General features: G+C 69.9%; 27 protein-coding genes and 1 tRNA gene. 14 read left to right on the top strand and 14 right to left on the bottom strand.

The genetic code is table 11. The features are described from left to right. The first annotated feature begins 193 nt into the window (after positions 1–193). The 3 genes from ABD844_RS02400 to ABD844_RS02390 are packed head-to-tail and all read left to right on the top strand — an operon-like array spanning position 194 to position 2,909. The gene (locus ABD844_RS02400; protein ID WP_344872583.1) at positions 194–1,513 is read left to right on the top strand and encodes a replication initiator; all 1,320 of its coding nucleotides are present in this window, start codon (positions 194–196) and stop codon (positions 1,511–1,513) included. Next, positions 1,510–1,695 (top strand): helix-turn-helix domain-containing protein, encoded by a 186-nt coding sequence (locus ABD844_RS02395; RefSeq protein WP_344872581.1) that lies wholly within the window; start codon positions 1,510–1,512, stop codon positions 1,693–1,695. Before ABD844_RS02400 ends, ABD844_RS02395 begins: the two co-directional genes overlap by 4 nt. After that, a complete protein-coding gene (locus ABD844_RS02390) occupies positions 1,692–2,909 on the top strand; it encodes a tyrosine-type recombinase/integrase (protein WP_344872432.1) in 1,218 nt (405 codons plus the stop codon). The genes ABD844_RS02395 and ABD844_RS02390 overlap by 4 nt, the downstream gene beginning before the upstream one ends. 109 nt (positions 2,910–3,018) lie before the next feature. Here the strand turns inward: ABD844_RS02390 and ABD844_RS02385 are convergent. The 4 genes from ABD844_RS02385 to ABD844_RS02370 all read right to left on the bottom strand — a co-directional run bounded on the left by ABD844_RS02385 (position 3,019) and on the right by ABD844_RS02370 (position 5,971). After that, positions 3,019–3,091 (bottom strand) — tRNA-Thr (locus ABD844_RS02385). 20 nt (positions 3,092–3,111) lie between these two features. Continuing rightward, the gene (gene rlmB, locus ABD844_RS02380; RefSeq protein WP_344872430.1) at positions 3,112–4,077 is read right to left on the bottom strand and encodes a 23S rRNA (guanosine(2251)-2'-O)-methyltransferase RlmB; all 966 of its coding nucleotides are present in this window, start codon (positions 4,075–4,077) and stop codon (positions 3,112–3,114) included. A 69-nt stretch (positions 4,078–4,146) separates the two neighbouring features. Further along, complete coding sequence (gene cysS, locus ABD844_RS02375) at positions 4,147–5,541, bottom strand: cysteine--tRNA ligase (RefSeq protein ID WP_344872428.1); 1,395 nt, start codon at positions 5,539–5,541, stop codon at positions 4,147–4,149. A 43-nt stretch (positions 5,542–5,584) separates the two neighbouring features. Further along, positions 5,585–5,971, bottom strand: a complete 387-nt coding sequence (locus tag ABD844_RS02370) for a PPOX class F420-dependent oxidoreductase (protein WP_344872426.1) — start codon at positions 5,969–5,971, stop codon at positions 5,585–5,587. A 55-nt stretch (positions 5,972–6,026) separates the two neighbouring features. Here ABD844_RS02370 and ABD844_RS02365 point away from each other — a divergent pair, with 55 nt between their 5' ends. Further along, complete coding sequence (locus ABD844_RS02365; protein WP_344872424.1) at positions 6,027–7,433, top strand: DUF2637 domain-containing protein; 1,407 nt, start codon at positions 6,027–6,029, stop codon at positions 7,431–7,433. 519 nt (positions 7,434–7,952) lie between these two features. On the opposite strand, the gene ABD844_RS02360 is transcribed toward ABD844_RS02365, so the two are convergent. The 3 genes from ABD844_RS02360 to ABD844_RS02350 form a co-directional block, all read right to left on the bottom strand. Beyond that, positions 7,953–8,240: a GlsB/YeaQ/YmgE family stress response membrane protein gene (locus ABD844_RS02360; RefSeq protein ID WP_344872422.1), complete on the bottom strand. Its 288-nt coding sequence runs from the start codon at positions 8,238–8,240 to the stop codon at positions 7,953–7,955. Positions 8,241–8,423: 183 nt separating this feature from the next. Continuing rightward, entirely contained in the window at positions 8,424–8,894 is a 471-nt protein-coding gene (gene ispF / locus ABD844_RS02355; protein WP_344872420.1) for a 2-C-methyl-D-erythritol 2,4-cyclodiphosphate synthase, read from the bottom strand. Positions 8,895–8,911: 17 nt separating this feature from the next. Beyond that, entirely contained in the window at positions 8,912–9,394 is a 483-nt protein-coding gene (locus ABD844_RS02350; RefSeq protein WP_020544658.1) for a CarD family transcriptional regulator, read from the bottom strand. 179 nt (positions 9,395–9,573) lie between these two features. Between ABD844_RS02350 and ABD844_RS02345 the strand changes: the two genes are divergently transcribed. Next, positions 9,574–10,224: a copper chaperone PCu(A)C gene (locus ABD844_RS02345; protein WP_344872417.1), complete on the top strand. Its 651-nt coding sequence runs from the start codon at positions 9,574–9,576 to the stop codon at positions 10,222–10,224. Positions 10,225–10,300: 76 nt separating this feature from the next. Here the strand turns inward: ABD844_RS02345 and ABD844_RS02340 are convergent, their stop codons facing one another. Together ABD844_RS02340 and ABD844_RS02335 are read right to left on the bottom strand one after the other, a co-directional pair. Beyond that, on the bottom strand, positions 10,301–10,993 hold the full coding sequence (locus tag ABD844_RS02340; RefSeq protein ID WP_080043325.1) for a response regulator transcription factor: 693 nt from the start codon (positions 10,991–10,993) through the stop codon (positions 10,301–10,303). 67 nt (positions 10,994–11,060) lie between these two features. After that, on the bottom strand, positions 11,061–12,233 hold the full coding sequence (locus tag ABD844_RS02335) for a sensor histidine kinase (RefSeq protein WP_344872579.1): 1,173 nt from the start codon (positions 12,231–12,233) through the stop codon (positions 11,061–11,063). A gap of 133 nt (positions 12,234–12,366) precedes the next feature. Here ABD844_RS02335 and phoU point away from each other — a divergent pair, with 133 nt between their 5' ends. Further along, positions 12,367–13,011: a phosphate signaling complex protein PhoU gene (gene phoU, locus ABD844_RS02330; RefSeq protein WP_344872413.1), complete on the top strand. Its 645-nt coding sequence runs from the start codon at positions 12,367–12,369 to the stop codon at positions 13,009–13,011. 194 nt (positions 13,012–13,205) lie between these two features. On the opposite strand, the gene ABD844_RS02325 is transcribed toward phoU, so the two are convergent. The 3 genes from ABD844_RS02325 to mshA all read right to left on the bottom strand — a co-directional run bounded on the left by ABD844_RS02325 (position 13,206) and on the right by mshA (position 15,845). Next, a complete protein-coding gene (locus ABD844_RS02325; protein WP_344872411.1) occupies positions 13,206–13,949 on the bottom strand; it encodes a phosphoglyceromutase in 744 nt (247 codons plus the stop codon). A gap of 57 nt (positions 13,950–14,006) precedes the next feature. Then, positions 14,007–14,486 (bottom strand): type III secretion system chaperone family protein, encoded by a 480-nt coding sequence (locus ABD844_RS02320; RefSeq protein WP_344872409.1) that lies wholly within the window; start codon positions 14,484–14,486, stop codon positions 14,007–14,009. A 78-nt stretch (positions 14,487–14,564) separates the two neighbouring features. Then, the gene (mshA, locus tag ABD844_RS02315) at positions 14,565–15,845 is read right to left on the bottom strand and encodes a D-inositol-3-phosphate glycosyltransferase (RefSeq protein ID WP_425568495.1); all 1,281 of its coding nucleotides are present in this window, start codon (positions 15,843–15,845) and stop codon (positions 14,565–14,567) included. 114 nt (positions 15,846–15,959) lie between these two features. On the opposite strand from mshA, the gene ABD844_RS02310 reads away from it, so the two are divergent. Both ABD844_RS02310 and ABD844_RS02305 read left to right on the top strand, forming a co-directional pair. Beyond that, entirely contained in the window at positions 15,960–16,703 is a 744-nt protein-coding gene (locus ABD844_RS02310; protein WP_344872407.1) for an SDR family NAD(P)-dependent oxidoreductase, read from the top strand. 21 nt (positions 16,704–16,724) lie between these two features. After that, positions 16,725–17,537 (top strand): class I SAM-dependent methyltransferase, encoded by an 813-nt coding sequence (locus ABD844_RS02305; protein WP_344872406.1) that lies wholly within the window; start codon positions 16,725–16,727, stop codon positions 17,535–17,537. Positions 17,538–17,602: 65 nt separating this feature from the next. Here the strand turns inward: ABD844_RS02305 and ABD844_RS02300 are convergent, their stop codons facing one another. Further along, positions 17,603–18,106 (bottom strand): O-acetyl-ADP-ribose deacetylase, encoded by a 504-nt coding sequence (locus ABD844_RS02300; protein ID WP_344872404.1) that lies wholly within the window; start codon positions 18,104–18,106, stop codon positions 17,603–17,605. Positions 18,107–18,229: 123 nt separating this feature from the next. Here ABD844_RS02300 and ABD844_RS02295 point away from each other — a divergent pair, with 123 nt between their 5' ends. The 5 genes from ABD844_RS02295 (at position 18,230) to ABD844_RS02275 (ending at position 21,004) form a co-directional block, all read left to right on the top strand. Next, positions 18,230–18,658: a BlaI/MecI/CopY family transcriptional regulator gene (locus ABD844_RS02295; protein WP_344872401.1), complete on the top strand. Its 429-nt coding sequence runs from the start codon at positions 18,230–18,232 to the stop codon at positions 18,656–18,658. Beyond that, positions 18,655–19,560, top strand: coding sequence for a M56 family metallopeptidase (locus tag ABD844_RS02290; protein WP_344872399.1), 906 nt, complete (start codon positions 18,655–18,657; stop codon positions 19,558–19,560). Before ABD844_RS02295 ends, ABD844_RS02290 begins: the two co-directional genes overlap by 4 nt. A 60-nt stretch (positions 19,561–19,620) precedes the next feature. Further along, positions 19,621–20,112, top strand: a complete 492-nt coding sequence (locus tag ABD844_RS02285; protein ID WP_344872395.1) for a helix-turn-helix domain-containing protein — start codon at positions 19,621–19,623, stop codon at positions 20,110–20,112. A gap of 3 nt (positions 20,113–20,115) precedes the next feature. Beyond that, entirely contained in the window at positions 20,116–20,517 is a 402-nt protein-coding gene (locus ABD844_RS02280) for a hypothetical protein (protein WP_344872393.1), read from the top strand. Positions 20,518–20,638: 121 nt separating this feature from the next. Next, positions 20,639–21,004: a DUF2516 family protein gene (locus ABD844_RS02275; RefSeq protein WP_344872391.1), complete on the top strand. Its 366-nt coding sequence runs from the start codon at positions 20,639–20,641 to the stop codon at positions 21,002–21,004. A 1-nt stretch (position 21,005) separates the two neighbouring features. Here ABD844_RS02275 and ABD844_RS02270 read toward each other — a convergent pair whose 3' ends face one another. Next, a complete protein-coding gene (locus ABD844_RS02270; RefSeq protein ID WP_344872389.1) occupies positions 21,006–21,668 on the bottom strand; it encodes an SGNH/GDSL hydrolase family protein in 663 nt (220 codons plus the stop codon). A gap of 28 nt (positions 21,669–21,696) precedes the next feature. Here ABD844_RS02270 and ABD844_RS02265 point away from each other — a divergent pair, with 28 nt between their 5' ends. Then, positions 21,697–22,431: an alanyl-tRNA editing protein gene (locus tag ABD844_RS02265; RefSeq protein WP_344872387.1), complete on the top strand. Its 735-nt coding sequence runs from the start codon at positions 21,697–21,699 to the stop codon at positions 22,429–22,431. Positions 22,432–22,446: the final 15 nt, after the last annotated feature.

Below are 22,446 nucleotides of genomic sequence, written 5' to 3'. Positions count from 1 at the left end.
TCACCGACGACCAGACCTGCGCCGACTGCGACGGCACCGGCATCGACAACCACGGCGCATAGCCGCTGTAGCGCCCCCGCCTGGCCACACATCCGCCAAGATCCGCGCCAGGCCGGGGCCATCCACACCAGAGTCACTGGATAGGACGGAACCCATCTTGCCCCACCTTGCCCACAGCCACGCCGTGGCTGGAATGATTCACCGGCTCAACCAACCCGATTACGACCGCTGGGCCTGCCAGATCAAGCGCACCGGCGGCTGCCGACAGCCCATCCACCTGCGCGGCAAAGTCGAACACTACGACCAGGCCACCGGCCACCTCCTGCACCGCTACACCACCACCCAGGAGCCGAACGGCGTCCTGCGCGTGCCATGCAAGACCCGCCGCGTCACCCGCTGCCCGGCCTGCGCCGAGGTCTACCGCGCCGACACCTACCAGCTCGTCCGCGCCGGCCTCGTCGGCGGCAAGGGCGTACCCGACACGGTCAGCTCGCACCCGTGCCTGTTCGTCACGCTCACCGCGCCCTCCTTCGGAGCCGTCCACGTGCGGCGAGAGAAGAACGGCAAGGTCCTGCCCTGCCACGCCCGCCGCAACGCCCAGACCTGCCCGCACGGACAGGTCATGTCCTGCACCGAACGACACAGCGCCGACGATCCACGCCTCGGCGAACCACTGTGCCCCGACTGCTACGACTACGACGGCTCGGTCCTGTTCAACGCCATCAGCCCCGAACTCTGGCGCCGCTTCACGCTCGCCCTACGCCGCCGCTTCGCCAAGCTCAACGACCTGACCGTCAAGGCCCTGCGCGAACACGTCAGCATCGCCTTCGCCAAAGTCGCCGAATACCAGCGCCGCGGCGTCGTCCACTTCCACGCCGTCATCCGCCTCGACGGACCCGACGGACCCAACTCGCCGCCACCAGCCTGGGCCACCGCTGACGCCCTGGCCCAAGCTGTCCAGCACGCAGCAGCCGTCGTGACAGCAGAGGTCAAGCCACTCAGCCGCACCTTCCAGTGGGGCACACAGCTCGACGTCCGCCGCATCACCATGAACGGCGACCTCACCGAGCAAGCTGTCGCTGCCTACATCGCCAAGTACGCCACCAAGGCCGCCGAATGCGTCGGCACCCTGGACCGCCGCATCCAACCTCTCGACAACCTCGACGCTCTGCCCATCCGCGAACACGCCCGCCGCCTGATCGCCGCCTGCATGACTTTGGGCAGCCGCCCTGGCCTGGCCGACCTGAGACTCACCCACTGGGCGCACATGCTGGGCTTCCGCGGCCACTTCTCCACCAAGAGCCGCCACTACTCCACCACCCTGGGCGAACTCCGCACCGCCCGCGAAGAACACATGCGCACCGAAGAGATCACCACGGGACGCCTCCCGCTCTTCGACGAGGACACCGTCCTGGTCATCGCCCACTGGCAGTACGCCGGTCAAGGCCAATCGGCCGGTGACGCGCTCCTTTCCGCAGCCATTACCGGCACCACTTCGGGAGGCCATCTCTGACCCGACTCCTTCTCACCGTCCCCGAAGCCGCCGAAGCCCTGGCCATCTCACGCAGCAAGCTCTACCAGTTGCTCGCCACAGGCGCAGTGGCCTCACTCCGCATCGACGGCTCTCGCCGCATCACCGTCACGGCGCTCAACGACTACATCACCCGCTTGACCTCAAAGGAGAACGCAGCATGACCAGGACCCTCGTGGCAGCCGCAGACGACCAGCCACGCAAGAAGAAGGCCCCGAAGCTCCGTGACGGCGTGATGAAGCGCGGCACCACCTGGTCGTACGTCATCCGCGTCAAGGATCCTGAGACCGGCGAGAGCAAGCCGCGCTGGGTGAGCGGCTTCGCCACTGAGGATGACGCCAAGGCCGCTCGCGACGAGGCCAGGGTCAAGGCTCGGCGCGGCGAGTACATCGATCGGAACACCATCACGGTAGCCGCCTACCTCGCCGAGTGGATCGAGGGCCACGCCGTCGAAATCAAGCCGCACACGCTCAAGGGCTACCGCGACATGATCCGCCTCTACATCGGTCCTCGAATCGGGAACGTCCGCCTGCAAGCACTACGCCCGGCGGCGATCACGAAGTTCTACCGCGACCTCCTCACAAGCGGCGGCAGGAAGGGCGGCCCACTCGCCGCGAACACCGTCAAGCACGTCCACACAGTGCTCCGTAAGGCCCTCACGGACGCCGTGCTCGTGGACGAGCTGCTTCCCAACAACCCCGCCGAACGGGCCAAGCTCCCACGCACCCAGGCCACCGAGCCGGGCCTGATCTGGACGCCCGCCCAGCTCCGGGCGTTTCTCACCACGGCCCAAGAGCACCGCCTGTATGCCTTCTTCCATCTGGCCGCGTACACCGGCGCTCGTCGCGGAGAGCTGCTCAACCTTCGCTGGTCGGACGTGAACCTGGACAAGCCTCAGATCCACATCACCGGCACCGCGGCAGTCATCGACCGCCAGCGCGTCGAGGGCACCACGAAGAGCGGACGTTCCCGCGTGGTGTCCCTCGACCCCAGCACGGTCAGGGTTCTCAAGGCCCACCGCGCCCGCCAGGACGAGGAGCGTCTCCGACTCGGCGAGTCCTGGAAGGGCGGCGGCGCGTACGTCTTCACGACCGGCTGGGGAGAGCCCTTGTTCCCAGATACGCCCAGCTCCCTGATGCCCAAGCTCATCGAGACCCACAACAACCAGAACCCGAGAGCCCAACTCCCCCACGCCCGCCTACACGACCTCCGCCATATCCACGCCACAACGCTGCTCCTGGCCAGCGTCCCCGTCCACGTCGTCGCGGCCCGCCTCGGCCACGCCGACCCGGCGATCACCCTGCGCGTCTACGCCCACGTCATCCACGAGCAAGCAGCGTCCGCCGCCGACGTCTTCGCCAAGGCCATCAACGGCTGAAGCCGGGAGCCACCGTGTTAGCAAAGGTGTTAGCAAGATCTCGACATTGTCCTGACAAACCAAGAAGCCCCTGACGGCGAATCGCCTGTTCAGGGGCTACTTGCTGCAGAGCCGACGAGGGGAATCGAACCCCTGACCTTCTGTTTACAAGACAGATGCTCTGCCGATTGAGCTACGTCGGCACGGCCTACCAGTGTAGACGCTAGGGACGCCTGTGACGAGCCACTTCATACAGCGCCACCCCGGCCGCCACCCCCGCGTTGAGTGACTCGGCGGCCGCTCGCATCGGGATGCGGGTCACCACGTCGCACTGCTCCCGCACCAGGCGCGACAAGCCCTTGCCCTCCGAGCCCACGACCACCACCAGCGGCTCGGACAGCAGCTCGACGTTATCGAGGTCGATTTCGCTGCTGCCGTCGAGGCCGATGATGAACAGCCCGGCATCGCGGTATTCGCGTAGCGCCGCCGTCAGGTTGGAGGCGCGGGCCACGCGGAGGTTCGCCAGCGTGCCGGCGGACGTCTTCCAGGCCCCGCCCGTGACACTGGCCGAGCGGCGGGACGGGATGAGCAGGCCGTGGGCGCCGAAGGCGGTGGCGGAGCGGGCGATGGCTCCGAGGTTGCGGGGGTCGGTGACCGAGTCGAGGGCGACGATCAGCGGCACCTCGGCGGCGACTTGGGCGAGCTCCACCAGCTCCGCGGGGTGCGCGTAGTCGTATGCCGGGATCTGGAGGGCCACTCCCTGGTGGACGGCGCCCTCCGTCAAGCGGTCGAGCTTGTCGCGGGTGACCTCGAGCAGGGCGATGCCGCGCTCAGCCGCGATCTTGATGGAGTCGCGTACGCGGTCGTCGTTGTCGATGCGCTGGGCGACGTAAAGAGCGGTGGACGGCACCCCCGCCTGCAGCGCCTCCAGCACCGGGTTGCGGCCGCCGATGTATTCGGGGGCGTCGTCCGAGCGCCGCTGCGACCTGGCGGGAGCAGCGCGCCGCTCGCCCCCCTGCTCTTCCCTGGCGATGCGCTGGGTGCGGGCCTTGTCTTTGTACCAATGCCGCATTTCGGCAGGCGGCGTCGCGCCCCGGCCCTCGAGCGCCCGGCGGCCCTGCCCTCCGGCGCCCTTGGACGGGCCCTTCTTCTTTGCGGGCCTGCCCGAAGCCCTACCGCCTGCTGCCATGCCATCTAGGGTACTCGGGAGATCGGCCACCTCGGCCCACACCGCAAATCGCGCACAAAGAGCCGGCAGCTACTGGCGGGTGAGCTCCCAGCGAGCCCCGTGCGGAGTGTCCTCCACCGTGATCCCCGCCGCCGTGAGCTGGTCTCTGATCGCGTCGGCGGCCGCGTAGTCCTTACGCTCCCTGGCCGCCTTGCGCTGCTCGAGCGCCACCGCCACCAGAGCGTCCACGATCGGCGACAGGTCGGACCCCGCGCCGCGCCACTGCGGCGAACGCGGGTCGAGGCCCAGCACGTCGAGCATGTTCTGGGTCTCAGCCAGGAGCCGCGCCACGGCCTCCTTGTCGCCCCGGGACAGCGCCACGTTGCCCTCGCGCACCACCTCGTGCACGACCGCCAGCGCCTGCGGCGTGCCCAGGTCGTCGTCGAGCGCGTCGGAGAACGCCTGCGGCAGCGGCGCGTCGGCGTCGACGTCGTGGATGACCTCGGCGGCCCGCGTCACGAACCCCTCGATCCGCTGGTACGCCGCCGCGGCCTCCTGCAGCGCCTCCTCCGAGTAGTCGATAGAGGAGCGGTAATGGGGCGCCGCCAGGTAGTAGCGCAGCTCCACGGGCCGCACCTTCTGCACCATCTCGGGGATCAGCAGCGAGTTTCCGAGCGACTTGCTCATCTTCTCGGCGCCGATCTTGAGCATGCCGTTGTGCATCCAGTAGCGCGCGAAGCCGTCTCCGGCCGCCTGCGACTGGGCGATCTCGTTCTCGTGGTGCGGGAAGATCAGGTCGATCCCGCCACCGTGGATGTCGAACGTCGAGCCCAGGTATTTCGTCGCCATGGCCGAGCACTCCAGGTGCCAGCCGGGCCGCCCAGGACCCCACGGCGTCGGCCACGTCGGCTCGCCCGGCTTTTCGCCCTTCCACAGGGCGAAGTCGCGCGGGTCGCGCTTGCACGACTCGTCGTCGGTGTCGGCCGCCGCCCGCATGTTCTCCAGCTTCTGGTTGGACAGCGAGCCGTAGCGGTCGGCGTAGGACTGCACGGCGAAGTAGACGTCGCCACCCGACGCGTACGCGTGCCCGCGCTCGATCAGCCGCTCCATCAGCGTGATCATCTCGGGCACGTGCCCCGTGGCGCGCGGCTCGACGGTCGGGGGCAGGCAGCCCAGCGTGTCGTAGGCCCAGGTGAAGGCCCGCTGGTTACGCTCGGCCACGACGAACCAGGGCACGCTCTCCCCGGCCGACACCCTGATGATCTTGTCGTCGATGTCCGTGACGTTGCGGCAGAACATCACGTCGTACCCAGAACGCGTCAGCCAGCGCCTGAGCACGTCGAAGTTCACACCTGACCGGATATGTCCGATATGCGGAGGAGCCTGCACGGTTGCCCCACACAGGTAAATCGACGCCCGGCCGGCTTCGACCGGAACGAATTCACGGATGGCGCGCGTGCTGGTGTCGTAGATGTGCAGGCTCACAAAGGCAAGGCTAACGCCTCGGCGGCGTCAGCACGTCGATAAATCAGCCCCGCAAGTACACCTTGTCAGGCGAGATACGCACGATGAGCCGCTCGGCGCCCGGCTTGTCCTCCCATGGGAGCCCTCGGTACTTCTGCGACAGCTCTTCGATGAGCGCGCCCTCAGGGTCTGGCGTCAACGTCACCCGACCGCGGATCTCCACGTAGCGGTACGGATTCGCGGGATCGATGACCAGCAGGCTCGCCCGCGGGTCACGCTCGAAGTTCCGCGGCTTCCTGCGCCCCTTGACGGTCGAGAAGAGCACGTCGTCACCGTCCGTACGCACCCACACGACCGACGACTGCGGCCCGCCATCGGGGTTCAGACTCGTCACCGTCGCATAATTCGGCGCGTCCAGGAGTTTGCGGACATCTTCCGACAGCTCGCCCATAAGGTGCCTCCCTTGATCGGTCTCGGCCCTATTCTTCTGTAGGCTCGAAACCGCCATGGACGTGACACCCCCCTCTCTGCTTCGTCGCCTGGGCATCGCCTTGGCGGGGCTCGCCGTCGCCGCCCTCACCGGGGCCGCGTGCGCGCTCTCCTTCGACGACCTGCGTACGCTGGCGCTCGCCGGTGCGGCCAGCCCCAACCTGGCCTTCATCTACCCGGCGGCCTTCGACGCGCTGCTGGTGGTGGGGCTGATCGGCGTGCTGCTGCTGCGTCCGGCCCGGCTGCTGGTGCGGCTGCAGGCCGCGTTCGTGCTGGCCCTGCTCATCGTGGCGGCAGCGGCGGCGAACGTGGCGACGGCCCTGCGCTTCACGTTCGACGAGCTGCAGACGGCCGTGGGCGTGGCCCTGGCGCCGTGGGTCATGCTGTCCCTGGCGCTGTGGCTGTGGTTACTGCTGATCAAGCACGTACAGGCCCGCCGCTCCACGGCCGGTGCCGGGGACGACGACCGAGCCGCGGAGCAGGACATCGTGCCGTTCCACCGCCCCCGGCCACAGGCCGGGACGCCGCCCAGGCTCCATTCGGAGGTCCCGCCGCCCGTCCTGGCGCCCACGCCGCCGGTCGGCCCCACGGCCGCCCCCGAGACGCCGTCGATCTCGGGGCGCGTGTCCGAGTGGCCGGTGCAGGAGGAGGACAAACACCCCGAGCCGGACCCCCAGCCCGAACGCGCCTCCCACGCCGAAGCCGGACGCGAGCCCCAGTCCGAACGCAGCCCCCACTCTGAACGCGATGCCCAACCTGGGCTTGACCCCCAACCTGGGCTTGACCCCCGACCTGAGCTTGGGCCCCAAGCCGGACGCGAACCGGAGCCCCGACGCACCGACCCCGTACGCGCGGAGCCCCACCCGCAGCCCCACCCGCAGCCCGAGCCGCACTCCCACCCGCAGCCGGAGCCGCTGCGCGAGCCCGAACCGGCGCCCGAACAGGAGCCTGAACAGGAGCCTCGGCCCGCACCCCGGCCGGAGCCCGACCCACAGCCCACCCGGGAAGCGGCACTCGCTCCCGCCCCACGGCTCGACCTGGACCGATCACTCGACCAACCACCACCACTCGGCCGGGTGCCGCAGCCCGCCCCCGAGCCACAGCCCGAGCCTCCGACGCGCCCCGTGCGCTGGGGCGACCGCGTCAAGCCGACCGACGTCCTGGTCCACCCCCGTCCAGGCGACGAGAGCGACAGGGACGCCGACACCCAGCCGCACCCCGTCATCGACGACGACGCCCCCGACCCTGAGCACGGCCCTGAAGCCGCCGACGGGGAGGAACTCGTGGCGGCCGCCGCCGTGGCCACGAACACGCGCACGAACGCCGACGAGTTGGAGGACACCGCCCCTCACCCGGTGATCCACGACGACACCCCGGCCCCCTCCGGCCGCCTGCGCAGCACCCCCCGCCCCCCGGAAGACTGACCGCAGGAAAGCTGACCGCCGCCAGCTCGAACGAGCGCCAGGCCAAGCGCCCCTCAAGTCAAGCTCCCCCAGGTCAAGCGCCGCGAGACCAACCGCCGCAGAACCGAGCCAGAGCAGGCGGGGTGTGCGGGCAGGTGGGACGTGTGAGCAGGTGGGACGCGTAGGGCCCCGCCCGGGGCGTGGTTCTCGGGCGGGCCTTCCTGCTTCTGCGGGGGCCGGCCTTGGGGCTCGGGCGGGCCTTCCTGCTTCTGCGGAGGTCAGTCTTGGGGCTCGGCTCCCTCACGTGCCGCCTGCCGGGCAGCAGCAGGGGTCCGATCAAGCCGATCACGGCGCCGATCGCGACGGCGAGAGGGACGGCGGGGGGACGACGGGGGGACGGCGATCGCGACAACACCAAGGATGGGTTCGACGGGTGACGGCATGAAGCCTCCCCGGGAGGGTGACTGGTGCACTCTCACGGGGAGGTCGCTGCCCCATCTACGGGGTTCGTCCGCCGACGTGGCGAAGGAGCGGGTCAGGTCAGGTCGGGGTCTTTCCGCTGCGTCCGCCGCGCCCGATGCCCAGGCGCGTCACGAGGAGCACACCGATGATGGCCAGGACGAGCTGGATGAGGTGCTCGAGCCAGTTGATCCCTCTGGTGTGGGTCAGGCCGACCGCCGACGCGATCAGCGTGCCGATCAGGGCGGCCACGATGCCGACGATGATGGTCAGGCCGACGGACATGTTCTGCCTGCCTGGCACCAGCAGCCGGGCCAGCGCGCCGATGACGGCGCCGATGATTATCGCGGAAATGATCGCGCCGATCATGTGTAGCTCCCCCCGAAGACGTTCACATGTCGTGGGGAAACGTACCCTCAGGGCGGGCAAACTACCCTGGAGAAGGCGGCGGCCCGTACCGCGCCAGTGACGAACCGCCGCCTCCGAAATCGACGGGCTGGACGACGGCCCGCCGGGACACCCTCACGTATCCCTCCATGAGACGCCCGGCGTTCAGGAAAGGTTGACCACCAGTGCGGTCGCGATGGCCGCCACGCCCTCGCCACGGCCGGTCAGGCCCAGACCGTCGGTCGTGGTGGCGGAGACGCTCACAGGGGCCCCTACGGCCGCGCTGAGGGCCTTCTCGGCCTCTTCCCTGCGCGGCGCCAGCTTGGGCCGGTTGCCGACCACCTGGACGGCCACGTTGCCGATCTCGAACCCGGCGGCGCGGACCTGGCGCGCGGTCTCCTCCAGCAGCGCGGCGCCCGAGGCTCCCTTCCAGCGCGGGTCGGCGGTGCCGAACAACCGCCCCAGATCGCCCAGCCCGGCCGCGGACAGCAACGCGTCGCACGCGGCGTGGGCGGCGGCGTCGCCGTCGGAGTGGCCCTCGAGCCCGATCTCATCCGGCCAGCGCAGGCCCGCGAGGCTGAGCTCGCGCCCAGAGTCGTCAGAAGCGAACGGGTGGACGTCGACACCGACGCCCACCCGTGGAAGATTCGTGTTCAGGAGTTGAGAACCTCGTCGAGAAGGGCCTCGGCCTTGTCCTCATTGGTCTTCTCGGCCAGGGCCAACTCACTGACCAGGATCTGACGAGCCTTGGCGAGCATGCGCTTCTCGCCCGCGGACAGACCACGCTCACGGTCTCTCCGCCACAGGTCCCGAACCACCTCGGCGACCTTGTTCACATCGCCGGAGGCGAGCTTCTCCAGATTGGCCTTGTAACGACGAGACCAGTTGGTCGGCTCTTCCGTGTGCGGCATGCGAAGGACATCGAAAACCCGCTCAAGGCCTTCCTGGCCGACAACATCGCGCACACCGACGAGTTCCGCGTTTTCGGCTGGCACCTGGACGGTAAGGTCGCCCTTGTCGACCTTGAGCACCAGGTAGGTCTTTTCCTCACCCTTGATGGATCGCGTCGTGATTGCTTCGATCCGAGCAGCCCCATGGTGGGGGTAGACGACAGTGTCGCCGACCTGGAAAGTCATGTGACAAGTACCCCTTCCGCTGTACTCCAGGGTACCACGCATCCACAGCCTCCCGGAACAGTGAAATCCTCATAACTGCAGGTCAAGGCCGCATATTGGGGCTTGACAAGCATGCAACTGTATGAATCGCATTTCTGGACATAGCGAATGACCTGCGGGGGTGTGGATATGACCTTGCATTGGGGTGGATATGGTGGGCGCTGCACATCACGCACGCGCGACACCTGCGCAAGACCAAGGAGAACCCGCCCGTGACCAGCCGTCGCTGGATTGTCGTAGCAGCCGCGTTCTTGGCCGCGCCCGTGCTCGTGGGCTGCGGGGCTGGATTCGACGCCACCACCAACAAGCCGTACGCACCGAACGAAGCGCAAGCCTTGATCGAGAAGGGCAAGTACGGTAACCAGAGCGGCATCAACATCCCTCAGGCGTTCATCCTCGGCCCCGACTCTGGAGCCCAGCTCCCCTGGCGCGGCTCGGCGCCCATCTACCTGAACATCCTCAACACGGGCGCCCCCGACACCCTCCAGGCCGTCTCCGCCGGCACCCTGGGCTCGGTGAAGGTCACGGCCCCGATCCAGCTCCCGAGCAACCAGCTCGTCAACACCGGCAAGCCCACCCCGCAGCTCATGCTGGAGTCGATCTCCAAGAGCCTCAGGGGCGGCGAGACGATCAAGCTGGACCTCCAGTTCGCCAACGCCGGCGTCGTGTCCATGAACGTGCCTGTGGTCACGCGCAGCCGCGAGTTCGCGGAGTACCCGCCGGCACCGGGCGCCACGCCGGCGCCCACGCCCTCCGCGACGCCGTCCGCACCCGCGGAAGAGGCCCACTGACCAAGTCACGCCTGAACGAGTCACGCCTGAACGAGGGCGTGCGGAAACCCCGGTACCGCTTGGGTACCGGGGTTTCTCACTCCTCGACCGCGTCGAACTTGTAGCCCAGGCCGCGCACGGTCAGGATGCAGCGCGGGTTCGACGGGTCGGACTCGATCTTGGCGCGCAGCCGCTTGACGTGCACGTCCAGCGTCTTGGTGTCGCCCACGTAGTCGGCGCCCCAGACGCGGTCGATGAGCTGGCCCCTGGTCAGCACCCGCCCCGCGTTGCGCAGCAGCACCTCCAGCAGCTCGAACTCCTTCAGCGGGAGCTGTACCTGCTCACCGCGGACGGCGACGACGTGGCGGTCGACGTCCATCCGCACCGGGCCGACGGCCAGCACGGCCGTCTCCAGCTCCTCCACGACGTCGCCCTGGCGGCGCAGGACCGCGCGGATGCGGGCCACCAGCTCGCGCGAGGAGAACGGCTTGGTGACGTAGTCGTCGGCGCCCAGTTCGAGGCCCACGACCTTGTCGATCTCGCTGTCCTTGGCCGTGAGCATGATGACCGGGACCTTGGAGCGCTGCCGCAGCGAGCGGCACACCTCCGTGCCGGGCAGGCCGGGCAGCATCAGGTCGAGCAGCACCAGGTCGGCGCCGTTGCGGTCGAACGTGTCGAGCGCCTCGGGCCCGGTCGCGGCGACCGACACCTCGAAGCCCTCCTTGCGCAGCATGTAGGACAGGGCGTCGGAGAAGGACTCCTCGTCCTCCACGACGAGAACTCGGGTCATGAGCTCTCCTCCGCCGGCCTCATGACTCGGAGAGTGCCGCGTCCAATGGTTCCTTCGCTTCGCTCGGTCACGAGGCTGCCTCCAGGGGAATCGAGGGTGGTACTGCCACCGCCGACCCGCCGAAGGCGGGCAGGCGGAGCGTGAAGGTGGAGCCGGACCCTTCCTTGCTCCAGACTGACACCTCGCCGGCGTGCGCGGCGGCGACGTGCTTGACGATGGCGAGCCCGAGCCCGGTGCCGCCGGTGATGCGCGAACGGGCCGCGTCGACGCGGAAGAAGCGCTCGAAGATGCGTTCGAGCGCCTCCTCCGGGATGCCGATGCCCTGGTCGCTGACGCTGATCTCGACGGTGTCGCCCGAGGGTCGCACGCTGACGACGACCCTCGTGTGCTCGGGACTGTAGGCGACGGCGTTGTCGATCAGGTTGCGCAGGGCGGTGACGAGCAGTTCGTCGTCGCCCCAGATGCGCAGGCCCTCCGAACCTCCGGTGACCAGCGCGATGTCCTTCGCGGATGCCCTGGTGTTGCAGTGGTCGATGGCGTCGTGGATGGCCTCGTCGATGGAGACCTGGCCCGGCGTGGGGATGGGCTCGGCGCCCTGGATCCTGCTGAGTGTGATCAGGTCCTGTATGAGGTAGTTGAGCCGGGCGGCCTCGAGCTGCATGCGCCCGGCGAAGCGGCTGACCGCCTCGGGGTCGTCGGCGGCGTCCTGGATCGTCTCGGCCAGCAGGCTCATGGCGCCGACCGGGGTTTTCAGCTCGTGGCTGACGTTGGCGACGAAGTCGCGGCGCACCGCCTCGACCCGGCGTCGCTCGGTCTGGTCCTCCGCGAGCACCAGCACCTGGCCGTACGAGCCGAGTGGCGCCACGCGGACGGCGAAGTTGGTGGTCTCCTGGCCGAACTTGTGCCCGGCGACGTCGATCTCGCTCTCGCGGATCTCGCCGTCGCGGCGTACCTGCCGCGCCAGCGCGAGAAGCTCAGCGGCCATCAGGCGGTCGCCCTTGACCAGCCCGAACGCGCGGGCAGCCGAGCTGGCGCGCAGGACACGGTCGTGGGCGTCGAGCACCACGGCGGACGAGGGCAGCACGGCGAGCACGGACGCCACGCCCTGGGGCAGCGCGGCACCGGTCTCCACGCCATCCTTCGCCGCGGTGCGGCTCGGCGCCTCGATCTGGTTCCGGTAGAACAGGACCGCCAGCGCGCCCACCACGAACCCGGCCAGGGCCGCGAAGCTCATGGCCATCTCACTCATGCCTCCGATGGTAGGTGGCGTTTCCGCAGGGACAGACCCTCTCATCAGGGGATGAACGGCCCTTTCCTGGAAAGTTCATCTTGCTGTAGGGGTTCGTTCATCGGCTGCCCCGTAGTGTGACAACATGCGCGACGCATACCATGAGGAACTTGATTTACTGACCGACAAGCTGGTTGAGATGACCCGCCTTGTCCGTTCGGCCATCTCCCGTGCCACCACGGCGCTCCTCGACGCCGACCTCCAGCTCGCCGAGAGTGTCATCTCCCGCGACGAGGAGGTGAACGCGACGTTCGCCGAGGTCGAGTCGTCGATCTTCGATCTCATGGCCAGGCAGCAGCCGGTCGCGGTGGACCTGCGGATGGTCATCACGGCGCTGCGCATGGGCACCGACCTCGAGCGGATGGGCGACCTGGCCGTGCACGTGGCCAAGGTGGCGCGGCTGAGGCACCCCGACTCCGCCATCCCGCCCGCGTTGCGCTCCACGATCCTCGAGATGGGGCAGATCGCCGAGAACCTGGTCACCAAGGCCGGGAGCTGCGTGGCCTCGCGCGACGTCGAATCCGCCCTGGAGCTCGAGCAGGACGACGACGCGATGGACCGGTTGCACCGGAAGCTGTTCAGGAACATCCTGGCCAAGGATTGGCAACATGGGGTGGAGCCGGCGATCGACATCACGTTGGTCGGACGGTATTACGAGCGGTACGCGGATCATGCGGTGCGGGTCGCCCATGACGTGGTCTACCTGGTCACCGGGGCTCGCCCAAGTTAACAGGCCGGTGGGAGGTCCGTGAGGCGAACGCCCCGACTTCCACGCCCCGACTTCCCGCGCCCTGCCTCCCTCCAGTCCATCCCTGCCCGCCCCCGCCGGACCGGGCAGGGATGATTCGTGTTCGGGTCCGGGCAGCGGATCACCTGGGTGAGCCGCCCCCGGTCGGCTCACTCAGGTGGGGATGTCCGGAGGCGTCAGCGGCCCTGGTTGGCCACGGCTTCGATGGCGGACTTCGCGGCCTCGGGGTCGAGGTAGCGCCCGCCGGGGGTGGTCGGCCGGTAGTCGGCGTCGAGCTCGTACAGGAGCGGGATGCCCGTCGGGATGTTGAGGCCGGCGATCTCCTGCTCGCCGACGCCGTCGAGGTGCTTGACCAGGGCGCGCAGCGAGTTGCCGTGGGCCGCCACCAGCACCGTGCGACCGGCCGCCAGGTCGGGGACGATCTCGTCGTACCAGTAGGGGAGCATGCGGTCGACGACGTCTTTCAGACACTCGGTACGAGGCATCAGCTCCGGCGGGAGCAGGGCGTAACGGGGGTCGCCGGCCTGGGAGAACTCGTCGTCGTCCGCGATGGGGGGCGGGGGCACGTCGTAGGAGCGCCGCCACAGCACGAACTGCTCGTCGCCGAACTCCTCCCTCGTCTGGGCCTTGTTCTTGCCCTGGAGGGCGCCGTAGTGGCGTTCGTTGAGCCGCCAGCTGCGCTTCACCGGGAGCCAGCGCAGGTCCGCCTCAGCCAACGCCAGTTGGGCCGTCTGGATGGCCCTGGTGAGGAGGCTGGTGTGGACGACGTCCGGGCGTAGCCCGGTCTCCTGGAGGAGCTTGCCGCCGCGGCGGGCCTCGTCCTCACCCTTGGCCGAGAGGCTCACGTCCACCCAACCGGTGAACAGGCCCTTCGCGTTCCAGTCACTCTCACCGTGTCTAAGCAGCACCAAAGTCGCCATGCGGCCAATCCTATGGTTCGCGGGAGTACGGGCAGGCTGGGGTCGGCTCCGCGCGGCTCAGCGGTCGGGGTCGGCGAAGCGGGCGAACGCCTGGAGGTTGGCGAGGGACTCGCCGCGCTTGGCGCGCCACTCCCACTCCCGCCTGATCGACGACGCGAACCCCAGCTCCAGCGCGCGGTCGAACCACTCGTCGGAGTACGTCAGCACGCACCCCAGCAGCCGGTCCACCTCCTCCTCGGTGACGGCCGTCAACGGCATCCGCCCCACCAGGTAGACGTCGCCCACCGGGTCGAGGGAGAAGTGCACTCCGTACATCGAGCCGTTCCTGCCGAGCAGCCAGCGGTAGAACTCGGCGTGGTTCTCGTCGGGCTGACGGCAGAAGAACGCCTCGATGTGCAGCACCCGCTCGCCCACGATCAGCCAGGCCATGGTGGCGAGCTTGTGCTGTCCGGGCAGTCTGGCGAGGAACGCCCCCGGCCGCGGCTCGTCGTAGGAGACGTCCGCGGCCTTGAGCGCGGCTTCGACGACATCGCGCATGCCGACCACAATAGGGGCCGCCCACGACAGGGGCCGCGGTGAAAACCACGACAAAAGCCGCCACGGACCGGGACGGGGTCAGAAGTTCGACACGGCCACGGGGACTTTGTGCAGGTTCGCGATGGCGGCGGCGTACGCGTCCATCAGGCGCGCGGCCGTGGCCTGCCAGCCGAACGCCGCCGCGTGCGTACGCGCGCCCGCCGAGAGCTGGTCGCGCAGGCGGGGCGCGGTGACGAAGCGGTGCAGCGCCCGCGCCCAGTCGGCCGGATCGTGGCCGTCCACGAGCAGCCCGGACACCCCGTCGCGGACCGCCGTGCGCAGCCCTCCGACCGCGGCGGCGACCACCGGCGTGCCGCACGCCTGCGACTCCAGCGCCACCAACCCGAACGACTCGCTGTGGGAGGGGACGACGGTGACCGAGGCAGCCCGGTACCAGTCGGCCAGCTCTTCCTGGGGGGCGGGGGGCACGACGCGGACGACGTCCGAGATCCCGAGTGCGGCGGCCAGGTCGGTGAGGAGCGAGGGCTGGGCCAGGCCGTTGCCCGAAGGGCCGCCCACGCAGGCGACCACCAGGCGCCCGCGGAGCGACGGGTCGTCGATGAGCATCCTGGACGCGGCCCGCAGCAGCACGTCGGGGGCCTTGAGCGGCTGGACGCGGCCGACGAAGAGCAGGACGTGGGCGTCCTGCGGGAGGCCGAGCCGGCGCCGGGCGGCGCCCTGGGAGGCGGGCTGGAAGACGGTGAGGTTGACGCCGGGGTTGACGACGGCGACGCGCTGCTCGGCGGCGCCGTACAGCTCGATCAGGTCGCGGGCCTCGTCGGCGGTGTTGGCGACGAGGCGGTCGGCGATCTCGACGACCTGCTGCTCGCCGACCACGCGGGCCAGGGGTTCCGGCTGGTCGCCCTGGGCGAGCAGCCGGTTCTTGACCCTGGCCATGGTGTGCATGGTGTGGACGAGGGGCACGCCCCAGCGCTCCTTGGCCAGCCAGCCGACCTGGCCGGACAGCCAGTAGTGGGAGTGGATGACGTCGTAGCGGCCCGGGTCGTACATGGCCTCCGTGCGCAGCACCCCCGACAGGAACGCGCAGAGCTGGCCGGGCAGGTCGGCGCGGTCCATCTCCTCGTACGGGCCGGCCGTGAGGTGTCGTACGAGCACGCCGGGGGCGAGTTCGTACACGGGCGGCAGGTCGCGGGCGGTGGCCCGGGTGAAGATCTCCACCTCCACGCCGAGCTGGGCCAGTAGCTTGGTCGACTCGACGATGTACACGTTCATGCCGCCGGCGTCGCCCGTTCCGGGCTGGTCCAGCGGCGACGTGTGCATGCTGATGATCGCGACCCGGTTGACCCGTCGTCGCCTCACTCGACACCACCTCCAAACGTTTTACAACCATCCCGATTTTTTCGACATTCCCGTCAAACGGTGACAACCAGGGGTGCATGACCGCCACTGTTTCCTCCTGGCAGGATGTGGGGCATGCGGAAGACGGCAGTGGTGACGGGTGCGAGCAGCGGGATCGGAGAGGCGACCGCGCGACGGCTCGCCGCCGAGGGGTTCGAGGTGGTGGCAGGTGCCCGGCGCCACGACCGGCTGGACCGGCTGGCCGCGGAGGTCCCCTCGATCAGGCCGGTGACGCTCGACGTGACCGCGCAGGAGTCGGTGGACGCACTGGCCGCGTCCCTGGAGCGGTGCGACGTGCTGGTCAACAACGCCGGAGGCGCCTTCGGCATGGAGCCGGTGGCCGAGGGGCGGCTGGACGACTGGCAGCGGATGTACGACGTGAACGTGCTCGGCTCCCTGCGCATGACCCAGGCGCTGCTCCCCAAGCTCGTCGAGTCGGGAGACGGCGTGCTGGTGATGCTCACCTCGACGGCCGGGCTGAGCGCGTACGAGGGGGGCGGCGGCTACGTCGCGGCCAAGCACGCGCAGCGCTCGATGGCCGAGACGCTCCGCCTGGAGCTGGTCGGGCAGCCGGTGCGGATCGTCGAGATCGCGCCGGGCATGGTGCAGACAGAGGGCTTCGCGGTCACCAGGTTCAGGGGCGACGAGGCGGCCGCGGCCCGCGTCTATGAGGGCGTGCCGGGGCCGCTGACCTCCGACGACGTGGCCGACGCGATCGCCTGGTCCGTCACCCGGCCCTCCCACGTGAACATCGACCGCCTGGTCATCCGCCCCCGCGCCCAGGCCGCCCAGCACAAGGTGCACCGCGTCAGTGGCTGAGCCGGTGGGAGCCCCGCGCGGGTGAGCGGGTCGGGGAGGGCGGCGGGCAGGCCGGTCGGGGCGGTCACGCGGGGCACGACCGGCCACAACCGGCTGCGGCGCGGCGACCGCTGGATCGCCGCCGTGCACGGCCGCCTGCTGCGCTCGGCCGGTCGGCCGCTCGTGGTCGACCTCGGCTACGGCGCCTCGCACACCACGACGCTGGAGCTGTTCACCCGCCTGCGCCGGGTGGCGCCGGGCGTGGAGGTCGTGGGCATCGAGATCGACCCGGCGCGGGTGGCGCTGGCCGAGCCGTACGAGCGGGAGGGGCTGAGCTTCCGGCTCGGCGGCTTCGAGCTGCCCGTCCCGCGCCCGCCCACGCTGGTACGCGCGTTCAACGTGCTGCGGCAGTACGACGAGGACGAGGCGTGGCACTACTGGGACGTGCTCCGCGCCGGCCTGGCCCCCGGCGGCGTCCTGGTCGAGGGCACCTCGTCCGAGAACGGGCGGCGGGCCGTCTGGGTGGGGCTCTCGCCCTGCGGGCCGGAGACGGTCACGTTCTCCGCCCGTTTCGAGGCGTTCGAACGGCCTTCCGACCTGGCCGACCGGCTGCCCAAGACGCTCATCCACCGGAACGTGCCGGGTGAGCGGATTCATGCGTTCCTGAGCGACTTCGACCGCGCCTGGGCGGTGAGCGCCCCGTACGGGGCTCATGGGCGGCGGCAGCGGTGGCTGGCCGCGATAGGGCTGCTGTCGGAGTCGTGGCCGGTCCCGGCCCGGCCGCCGCTGGGCGGTGCCGCGCGGTGGCGGCTCGGCGAGCTGACCCTCCCCTGGTCGGCCGTCGATCCCCGCTGACCGCTACAGGCGTGCCGCCCGCCGGGAACCGTCGCCGCCGCGGGCACGCCTCCCGGCGGGACCCGTCAGAGGCGGGCCTCGAAGACGGCGTACGCGTCGTGGTCGAACAGTACGAACCGGACGTCCTCGACCGCCGTGCCCGACTGCCGCACCGCGTCGAGGGCGATGCGGGCGGCGTCGTCCATCGGCCAGCCGAAGATGCCGGTCGAGATCGCGGGGAAGGCCACCGACCTGGCCCCCAGCGACTCGGCCACCCGCAGCGACTCCCGATAGCAGGAGGCCAGCAGGTCCGAACGGTCCTCCGACGCCGAGTGGACGGGGCCGACGGTGTGGATGACCCACTTGGCGGGCAACCGGCCGGCCGTCGTGGCCACGGCCCGCCCGGTGGGCAGGCCCCGGCCGTACCGGGAGGCGCGGAGCCCGCGGCACTCCTGGAGGATCTCGGGCCCGCCCCTGCGGTGGATGGCGCCGTCGACGCCCCCGCCGCCCAGGAGCGAGGAGTTGGCCGCGTTCACGACGGCGTCGGCCCGCTGCTCGGTGATGTCGCCCTGGACCAGCGTGATCTCCATGCCCCCGACAATGTCAGTGCCGGACCGGGAGCGGCAAACGACGGCCAGGATCCCCGCCTTCGCCGAGCGCGTACCGCAAAAAGACGGTCAGCCGTCGGTCATGAAAAGATTGCGGGACGTGACGTGGACCCCGACGTGAAGAAGTCGTGTCACCCGAATGCCAGCTCGACAGGTTGTAGAGCTAGTCTGAATGACGTGAAGGGTCTTGGCGAGCTTGAGCGCAGCATCATGGACATCCTCTGGGCGGAGAGCAACGCGCTGACCGCCCGCGAGGTCGGCAGGCTGATCGCCGACCGCGACCTCGCTCCCACCACGGTCATGACCGTTCTCGACCGCCTCACCCGCAAGGGCTTCCTCGAGCGCACCCGCGACGGCCGCGCGTGGAGATATCAGCCGGCGGAAAGCCGTGACACGTACATCGCCGAGCTTATGCTGGAAGCCTTGGACCTGACGGGCGACCGCTCGGCCGCCCTGACCCGCTTCGCCCAAGCCGTGTCGGGCACGGAGGCGGAGATCCTGCGCAGAGCCCTCACGGAGCTGGAGGAAGAGTGATCACGGCAGCGGCCCTGGCAGCGCTCGCCACAGCGTGCGCGGTCGGCTCCTGGCGTTTCACCACGGCCCGGTGGACCTCGCGGGCCCCCCGGCTGGCCATCATTCTCTGGCAGTCCCTCGGCGTGTCCTGGGGGCTGGCCACCACGGGCGCGATGCTCGCCTACGCCGTCCAGCCCTACGGGGTCGGCATCCTGCCCGGGCTGATCGCGTTCGCGCAGGGTGAGGCTCCCGGGCAGGCGTGGGACCCGCTGCACGTGCTGGCCCTGATCGCGGGGCTCACCGCGCTGGCCGTGCTGATCGCGGTGCTGCTCACCGCGGGCGTGCAGGCGTTGCGGGCCCGGCGCAGGCACCGGATGCTGCTGGCGCTGATCTCCCACGACGACCCCGGCGTGCCGGGCGTGCGGGTGCTGGCCCATCCCAGCGCCGCCGCCTACTGCGTACCCGGGCTGCGCTCGCAGGTCGTGGTCAGCGAGGGCGCGCTCAAGCTGCTGTCCGAGGGCGAGCTGGAGGCCGTCCTGGCGCACGAGGCGGCGCACGTACGCGAGCGGCACGACCTGGTGCTGCTGCCGTTCGCCGCGCTGCGCAGGGCGCTGCCCTGGTCGAAGGTGGTGGCCGACGCGCAGGCCCAGGTCGAGCTGCTGATCGAGATGGCCGCCGACGACCGGGCCCGCCGCTACTGCTCGCCGCGCCGGCTGGCCACGGCGCTGCTGCGGTTCGGCACCGCCGGGGCCATGCCGACGCCCCACGGCATGCTGGGCGTGCACGTCCACAACGTCATGGCGAGGGTGGATCGCCTGATCAAGCCGGGCCCCGAGCTCGCCGCGTCCGTCCGTTACGGCTTCATCGCGCTGTCGGTGACGTTGCTCACCAGCGCCCCGTTCCTGTGGGTCATCCAGCTCTGACGCTTGCTCCTGTTAATCGCTGTGTTTGCAAAAGCAAGCACCGCGAGGCAGACTAGAGGTATGGCACTACCCAAAGTCGGCTCGATCGGTGAATACATCCGCGATCAGCGGCAGCAGGCGAAGATCTCGCTGCGCCAGCTCGCCGCGGCGGCCGGGGTCTCCAACCCCTACCTGAGCCAGATCGAGCGCGGCCTGCGCAAGCCGAGCGCGGAGATCCTCAACCAGATCGCCAAAGGTCTGCGCATCTCCTCACAGGCGCTCTACGTGCAGGCGGGCCTTATCGAGGACCGCGAGCCGCCGAGCGACGTGATCACCGCGATCAGGGCCGACGCAAATCTCAGCGAGCGGCAACGCCAAGTGCTGATCGACATCTACGACTCGTTCCGCAAGGAGAATCCCGCCGAGGATGAGCAGACCTCCCAGAACGCTCATCCCCGGCGCGACTCCGAGGTGGACGACGAGCCGCTGCCCGAGGAGTTTCTCGCCGCTCTCGAGCCCTTCGCGGCGCCCTCGGGCGACAGCGACGCCACACACGAAACCAAGGAAGGTTAACCCATGACGCTCGCCACCGAAGTCAAGAAGCTCACCGAGTCCAAGCCGTTCTACGCGGTCGCCGGCGTCGGCGACTTCGCCGTCGAGAAGCTGCGCGAGCTGCCCGGTCAGCTCCAGAAGCTCCAGTCGCGCCGCTACGACCTGGCCAAGGAGCTGCCGGGCAAGGCCCGCGAATACGCCGACAAGGCCGAGGGCTTCGCCAGGGAGTTCCCCGACAAGGCCCGCGGCTACGCCGACCAGCTCAGCCACAGGGCCACCGAGGTCTACGAGGACTTCGCCACCCGCGGTCGCCGGGTCGTCAGCAAGACGAGCGCCGACGCCGCCCTCGAGCTCGAAGAGGTGTCGGAGAAGGCCAGGCCCGCCCAGCCGGCCAGGCGGACCCGCACGACGAAGGCCAAGGTCTGACGCTGTCCCGAAGGTCCGTCTCCGTGCGGGAGACGGGCCTTTTCGTTCAGGGGTGCCCGCGTGAGCGGGCTGCCTATTAGGCTGAAGCCGATTCATCACGGCCTTGGGCGGAGACGACAACATGACGATGATCTACGGGGTCTTCAACTTCCTCTTCCTTGCACTCGCCGTGGGCATCCTGGGCATGTCGGTCTACGCGCTGGTGCATGCCCTGCGGGTGCAGCCCGCCGCCTTCATCTCGGCGGGCAAGCTGAAGAAGAACCTGTGGCTGCTGATCCTCGGCCTGGCCACGCTGTTCTCGGCGGCCGGGGCGTTCAGTTACCTCGATGCGTTCATCCGCGTCGGCGGCGCCGTGTTCCTCGGCATCGGGCTCGGGCTGTTCTCGATCGTGGCGGTCATCGCGGCCACGATCTACATCGTGGACGTCAAGCCCGCCGTCAAGGGCATGGGCGGCCGGGGCGGCAGCGGCCCGTACGGGCCCTGGTAGGTCACCGCAGGGTCAGGCCACCCAGCTCGCCCGCCAGCCAGGCGGCGATGCTCTCGTGCCCGGCGAGCGTGGGATGCACGCCGTCGGGCAGGGTCGCCCCCGGCGGCCAGCGTTCGCCCAGGGGGTCGAGGAACGACACCCCCGCCGCCTCGGCGGCCTGCGCCAGCGCGTCGCGCACCGCGTACGCCTTCCTCGGGGTCCTGCCCATGAAGATCGGGCCCACGACGACGGTGCGGGTGTCCGGCCAGTGCGTACGCACCCTCGCCAGCAGGCGGACGGCCGCTTCGCGCACCTGGGTGGCGCCGCAGCGGCGGTCGTTGTGGCCGCCCGAGACGACCAGCAGGGCGGGCGCCGGGCGCCCGGCCAGCTCCACCTCGAACGAACGCTCGAACGTACGGCCCGCCCGGCCCTCGTTGCAGAAGCCGGTGCCGCTCGCACCGGCGATGACCGGCCGGCCGCCCAGCAGCCGGGCGGTCTGCGAGGCGTACGACTGCCGGCGCGGCACCGGGCCCGACCCGACCGTGAAGCTGTCGCCGACGAACATCACCACCGGCGCCTCCCGCTCGGCGGGGGACGGCGGCACGGCGCCCCCGGCCGAGGTGCTGCCGCACGCCGATCCGGACAGCATCGCGATCAGCAGGGCGAACCGCGTCAGGCCAGGCATGACCACCTCAGGGCGCTAGGCTGCCGATATGAGCGACGATCTCCACGGGCGCACGCGACGCCTGGAATTGTCCGACCAGAATCTGCGCGACTTCGAGGCCGTCGTACTGGACTCCACGCCCGAGGGAATCGTGCTGAGCCGGTCGGCATTCTATCCGGGCGGTGGCGGGCAGCCGGCGGATCACGGGGTTCTGATCTGGCAGGGTGTCGAAACGCGCATCGTCGGAGCGCGCAAAGGGGACGATCTCTACCTGATCCCGGCCGAGGGCGATCCGATCCCGCCGGTGGGCGCCGTGGTCGAGGGCGCGGTGGCCGACGAGCGGCGCTCGGCGCTGATGCGTACGCACTCGGGGCTGCACGTGTTGTGCGGCGTGGTGTTCAGGGACTACGGCTGCCTGGTCACCGGCGGCAACATGGACCCGCTCAGCGCGCGCATGGACTTCGACCTGCCTGAGGTGCCGCCAGGGTTCAAGCAGGCCGTCGAGGACGCCTGCAACGCCGAGATCGCGGCCGACCGGCGCATCGACGTCAAGGTGCTGCCCCGGGGCGAGGCGTTCGCGATCCCCGACATCATCCGCACCGCCACGAACCTGGTGCCGGAGACCGTCCAGGACGTGCGCGTCGTCGACATCGTGGGCCTCGACACCCAGGCCGACGGCGGCACCCACGTGGCCTCCACGAAGCAGATCGGGCACATCAGGGTCGCCAAGATCGAGAGCAAGGGGCGCGGCTTCCGCCGCCTCCGCATCCAGATCTCCGGCTGACCTCGCCTGCCGGGC

Origin of the sequence: Nonomuraea antimicrobica, assembly GCF_039536965.1 — a bacterium.
GTDB classification, from domain to species: Bacteria; Actinomycetota; Actinomycetes; order Streptosporangiales; family Streptosporangiaceae; genus Nonomuraea; species Nonomuraea antimicrobica.
The sequence above is the reverse complement of the archived record's forward strand: the minus strand, read 5'-3'. Positions and strand labels throughout refer to the sequence as shown.

Bases quoted from the DNA above. Each gene is read 5' to 3' on its own strand.
- ABD844_RS02400 (WP_344872583.1), top strand. From the start codon at position 194: ATGATTCACCGGCTCAACCAACCCGATTACGACCGCTGGGCCTGCCAG.
- ABD844_RS02275 (WP_344872391.1), top strand. From the start codon at position 20,639: ATGACGATGATCTACGGGGTCTTCAACTTCCTCTTCCTTGCACTCGCC.
- ABD844_RS02340 (WP_080043325.1), bottom strand. From the start codon at position 10,993: ATGACCCGAGTTCTCGTCGTGGAGGACGAGGAGTCCTTCTCCGACGCC.
- ABD844_RS02265 (WP_344872387.1), top strand. From the start codon at position 21,697: ATGAGCGACGATCTCCACGGGCGCACGCGACGCCTGGAATTGTCCGAC.
- ABD844_RS02350 (WP_020544658.1), bottom strand. From the start codon at position 9,394: ATGACTTTCCAGGTCGGCGACACTGTCGTCTACCCCCACCATGGGGCT.
- rlmB (WP_344872430.1), bottom strand. From the start codon at position 4,077: ATGGCAGCAGGCGGTAGGGCTTCGGGCAGGCCCGCAAAGAAGAAGGGC.
- ABD844_RS02300 (WP_344872404.1), bottom strand. From the start codon at position 18,106: ATGGAGATCACGCTGGTCCAGGGCGACATCACCGAGCAGCGGGCCGAC.
- ABD844_RS02320 (WP_344872409.1), bottom strand. From the start codon at position 14,486: ATGCGCGATGTCGTCGAAGCCGCGCTCAAGGCCGCGGACGTCTCCTAC.
- ABD844_RS02370 (WP_344872426.1), bottom strand. From the start codon at position 5,971: ATGGGCGAGCTGTCGGAAGATGTCCGCAAACTCCTGGACGCGCCGAAT.
- ABD844_RS02335 (WP_344872579.1), bottom strand. From the start codon at position 12,233: ATGGCCATGAGCTTCGCGGCCCTGGCCGGGTTCGTGGTGGGCGCGCTG.
- ABD844_RS02325 (WP_344872411.1), bottom strand. From the start codon at position 13,949: ATGGCGACTTTGGTGCTGCTTAGACACGGTGAGAGTGACTGGAACGCG.
- ABD844_RS02270 (WP_344872389.1), bottom strand. From the start codon at position 21,668: ATGCCTGGCCTGACGCGGTTCGCCCTGCTGATCGCGATGCTGTCCGGA.
- ABD844_RS02280 (WP_344872393.1), top strand. From the start codon at position 20,116: ATGACGCTCGCCACCGAAGTCAAGAAGCTCACCGAGTCCAAGCCGTTC.
- ABD844_RS02360 (WP_344872422.1), bottom strand. From the start codon at position 8,240: ATGATCGGCGCGATCATTTCCGCGATAATCATCGGCGCCGTCATCGGC.
- ABD844_RS02390 (WP_344872432.1), top strand. From the start codon at position 1,692: ATGACCAGGACCCTCGTGGCAGCCGCAGACGACCAGCCACGCAAGAAG.
- phoU (WP_344872413.1), top strand. From the start codon at position 12,367: ATGCGCGACGCATACCATGAGGAACTTGATTTACTGACCGACAAGCTG.
- ABD844_RS02285 (WP_344872395.1), top strand. From the start codon at position 19,621: ATGGCACTACCCAAAGTCGGCTCGATCGGTGAATACATCCGCGATCAG.
- ABD844_RS02310 (WP_344872407.1), top strand. From the start codon at position 15,960: ATGCGGAAGACGGCAGTGGTGACGGGTGCGAGCAGCGGGATCGGAGAG.
- ABD844_RS02365 (WP_344872424.1), top strand. From the start codon at position 6,027: ATGGACGTGACACCCCCCTCTCTGCTTCGTCGCCTGGGCATCGCCTTG.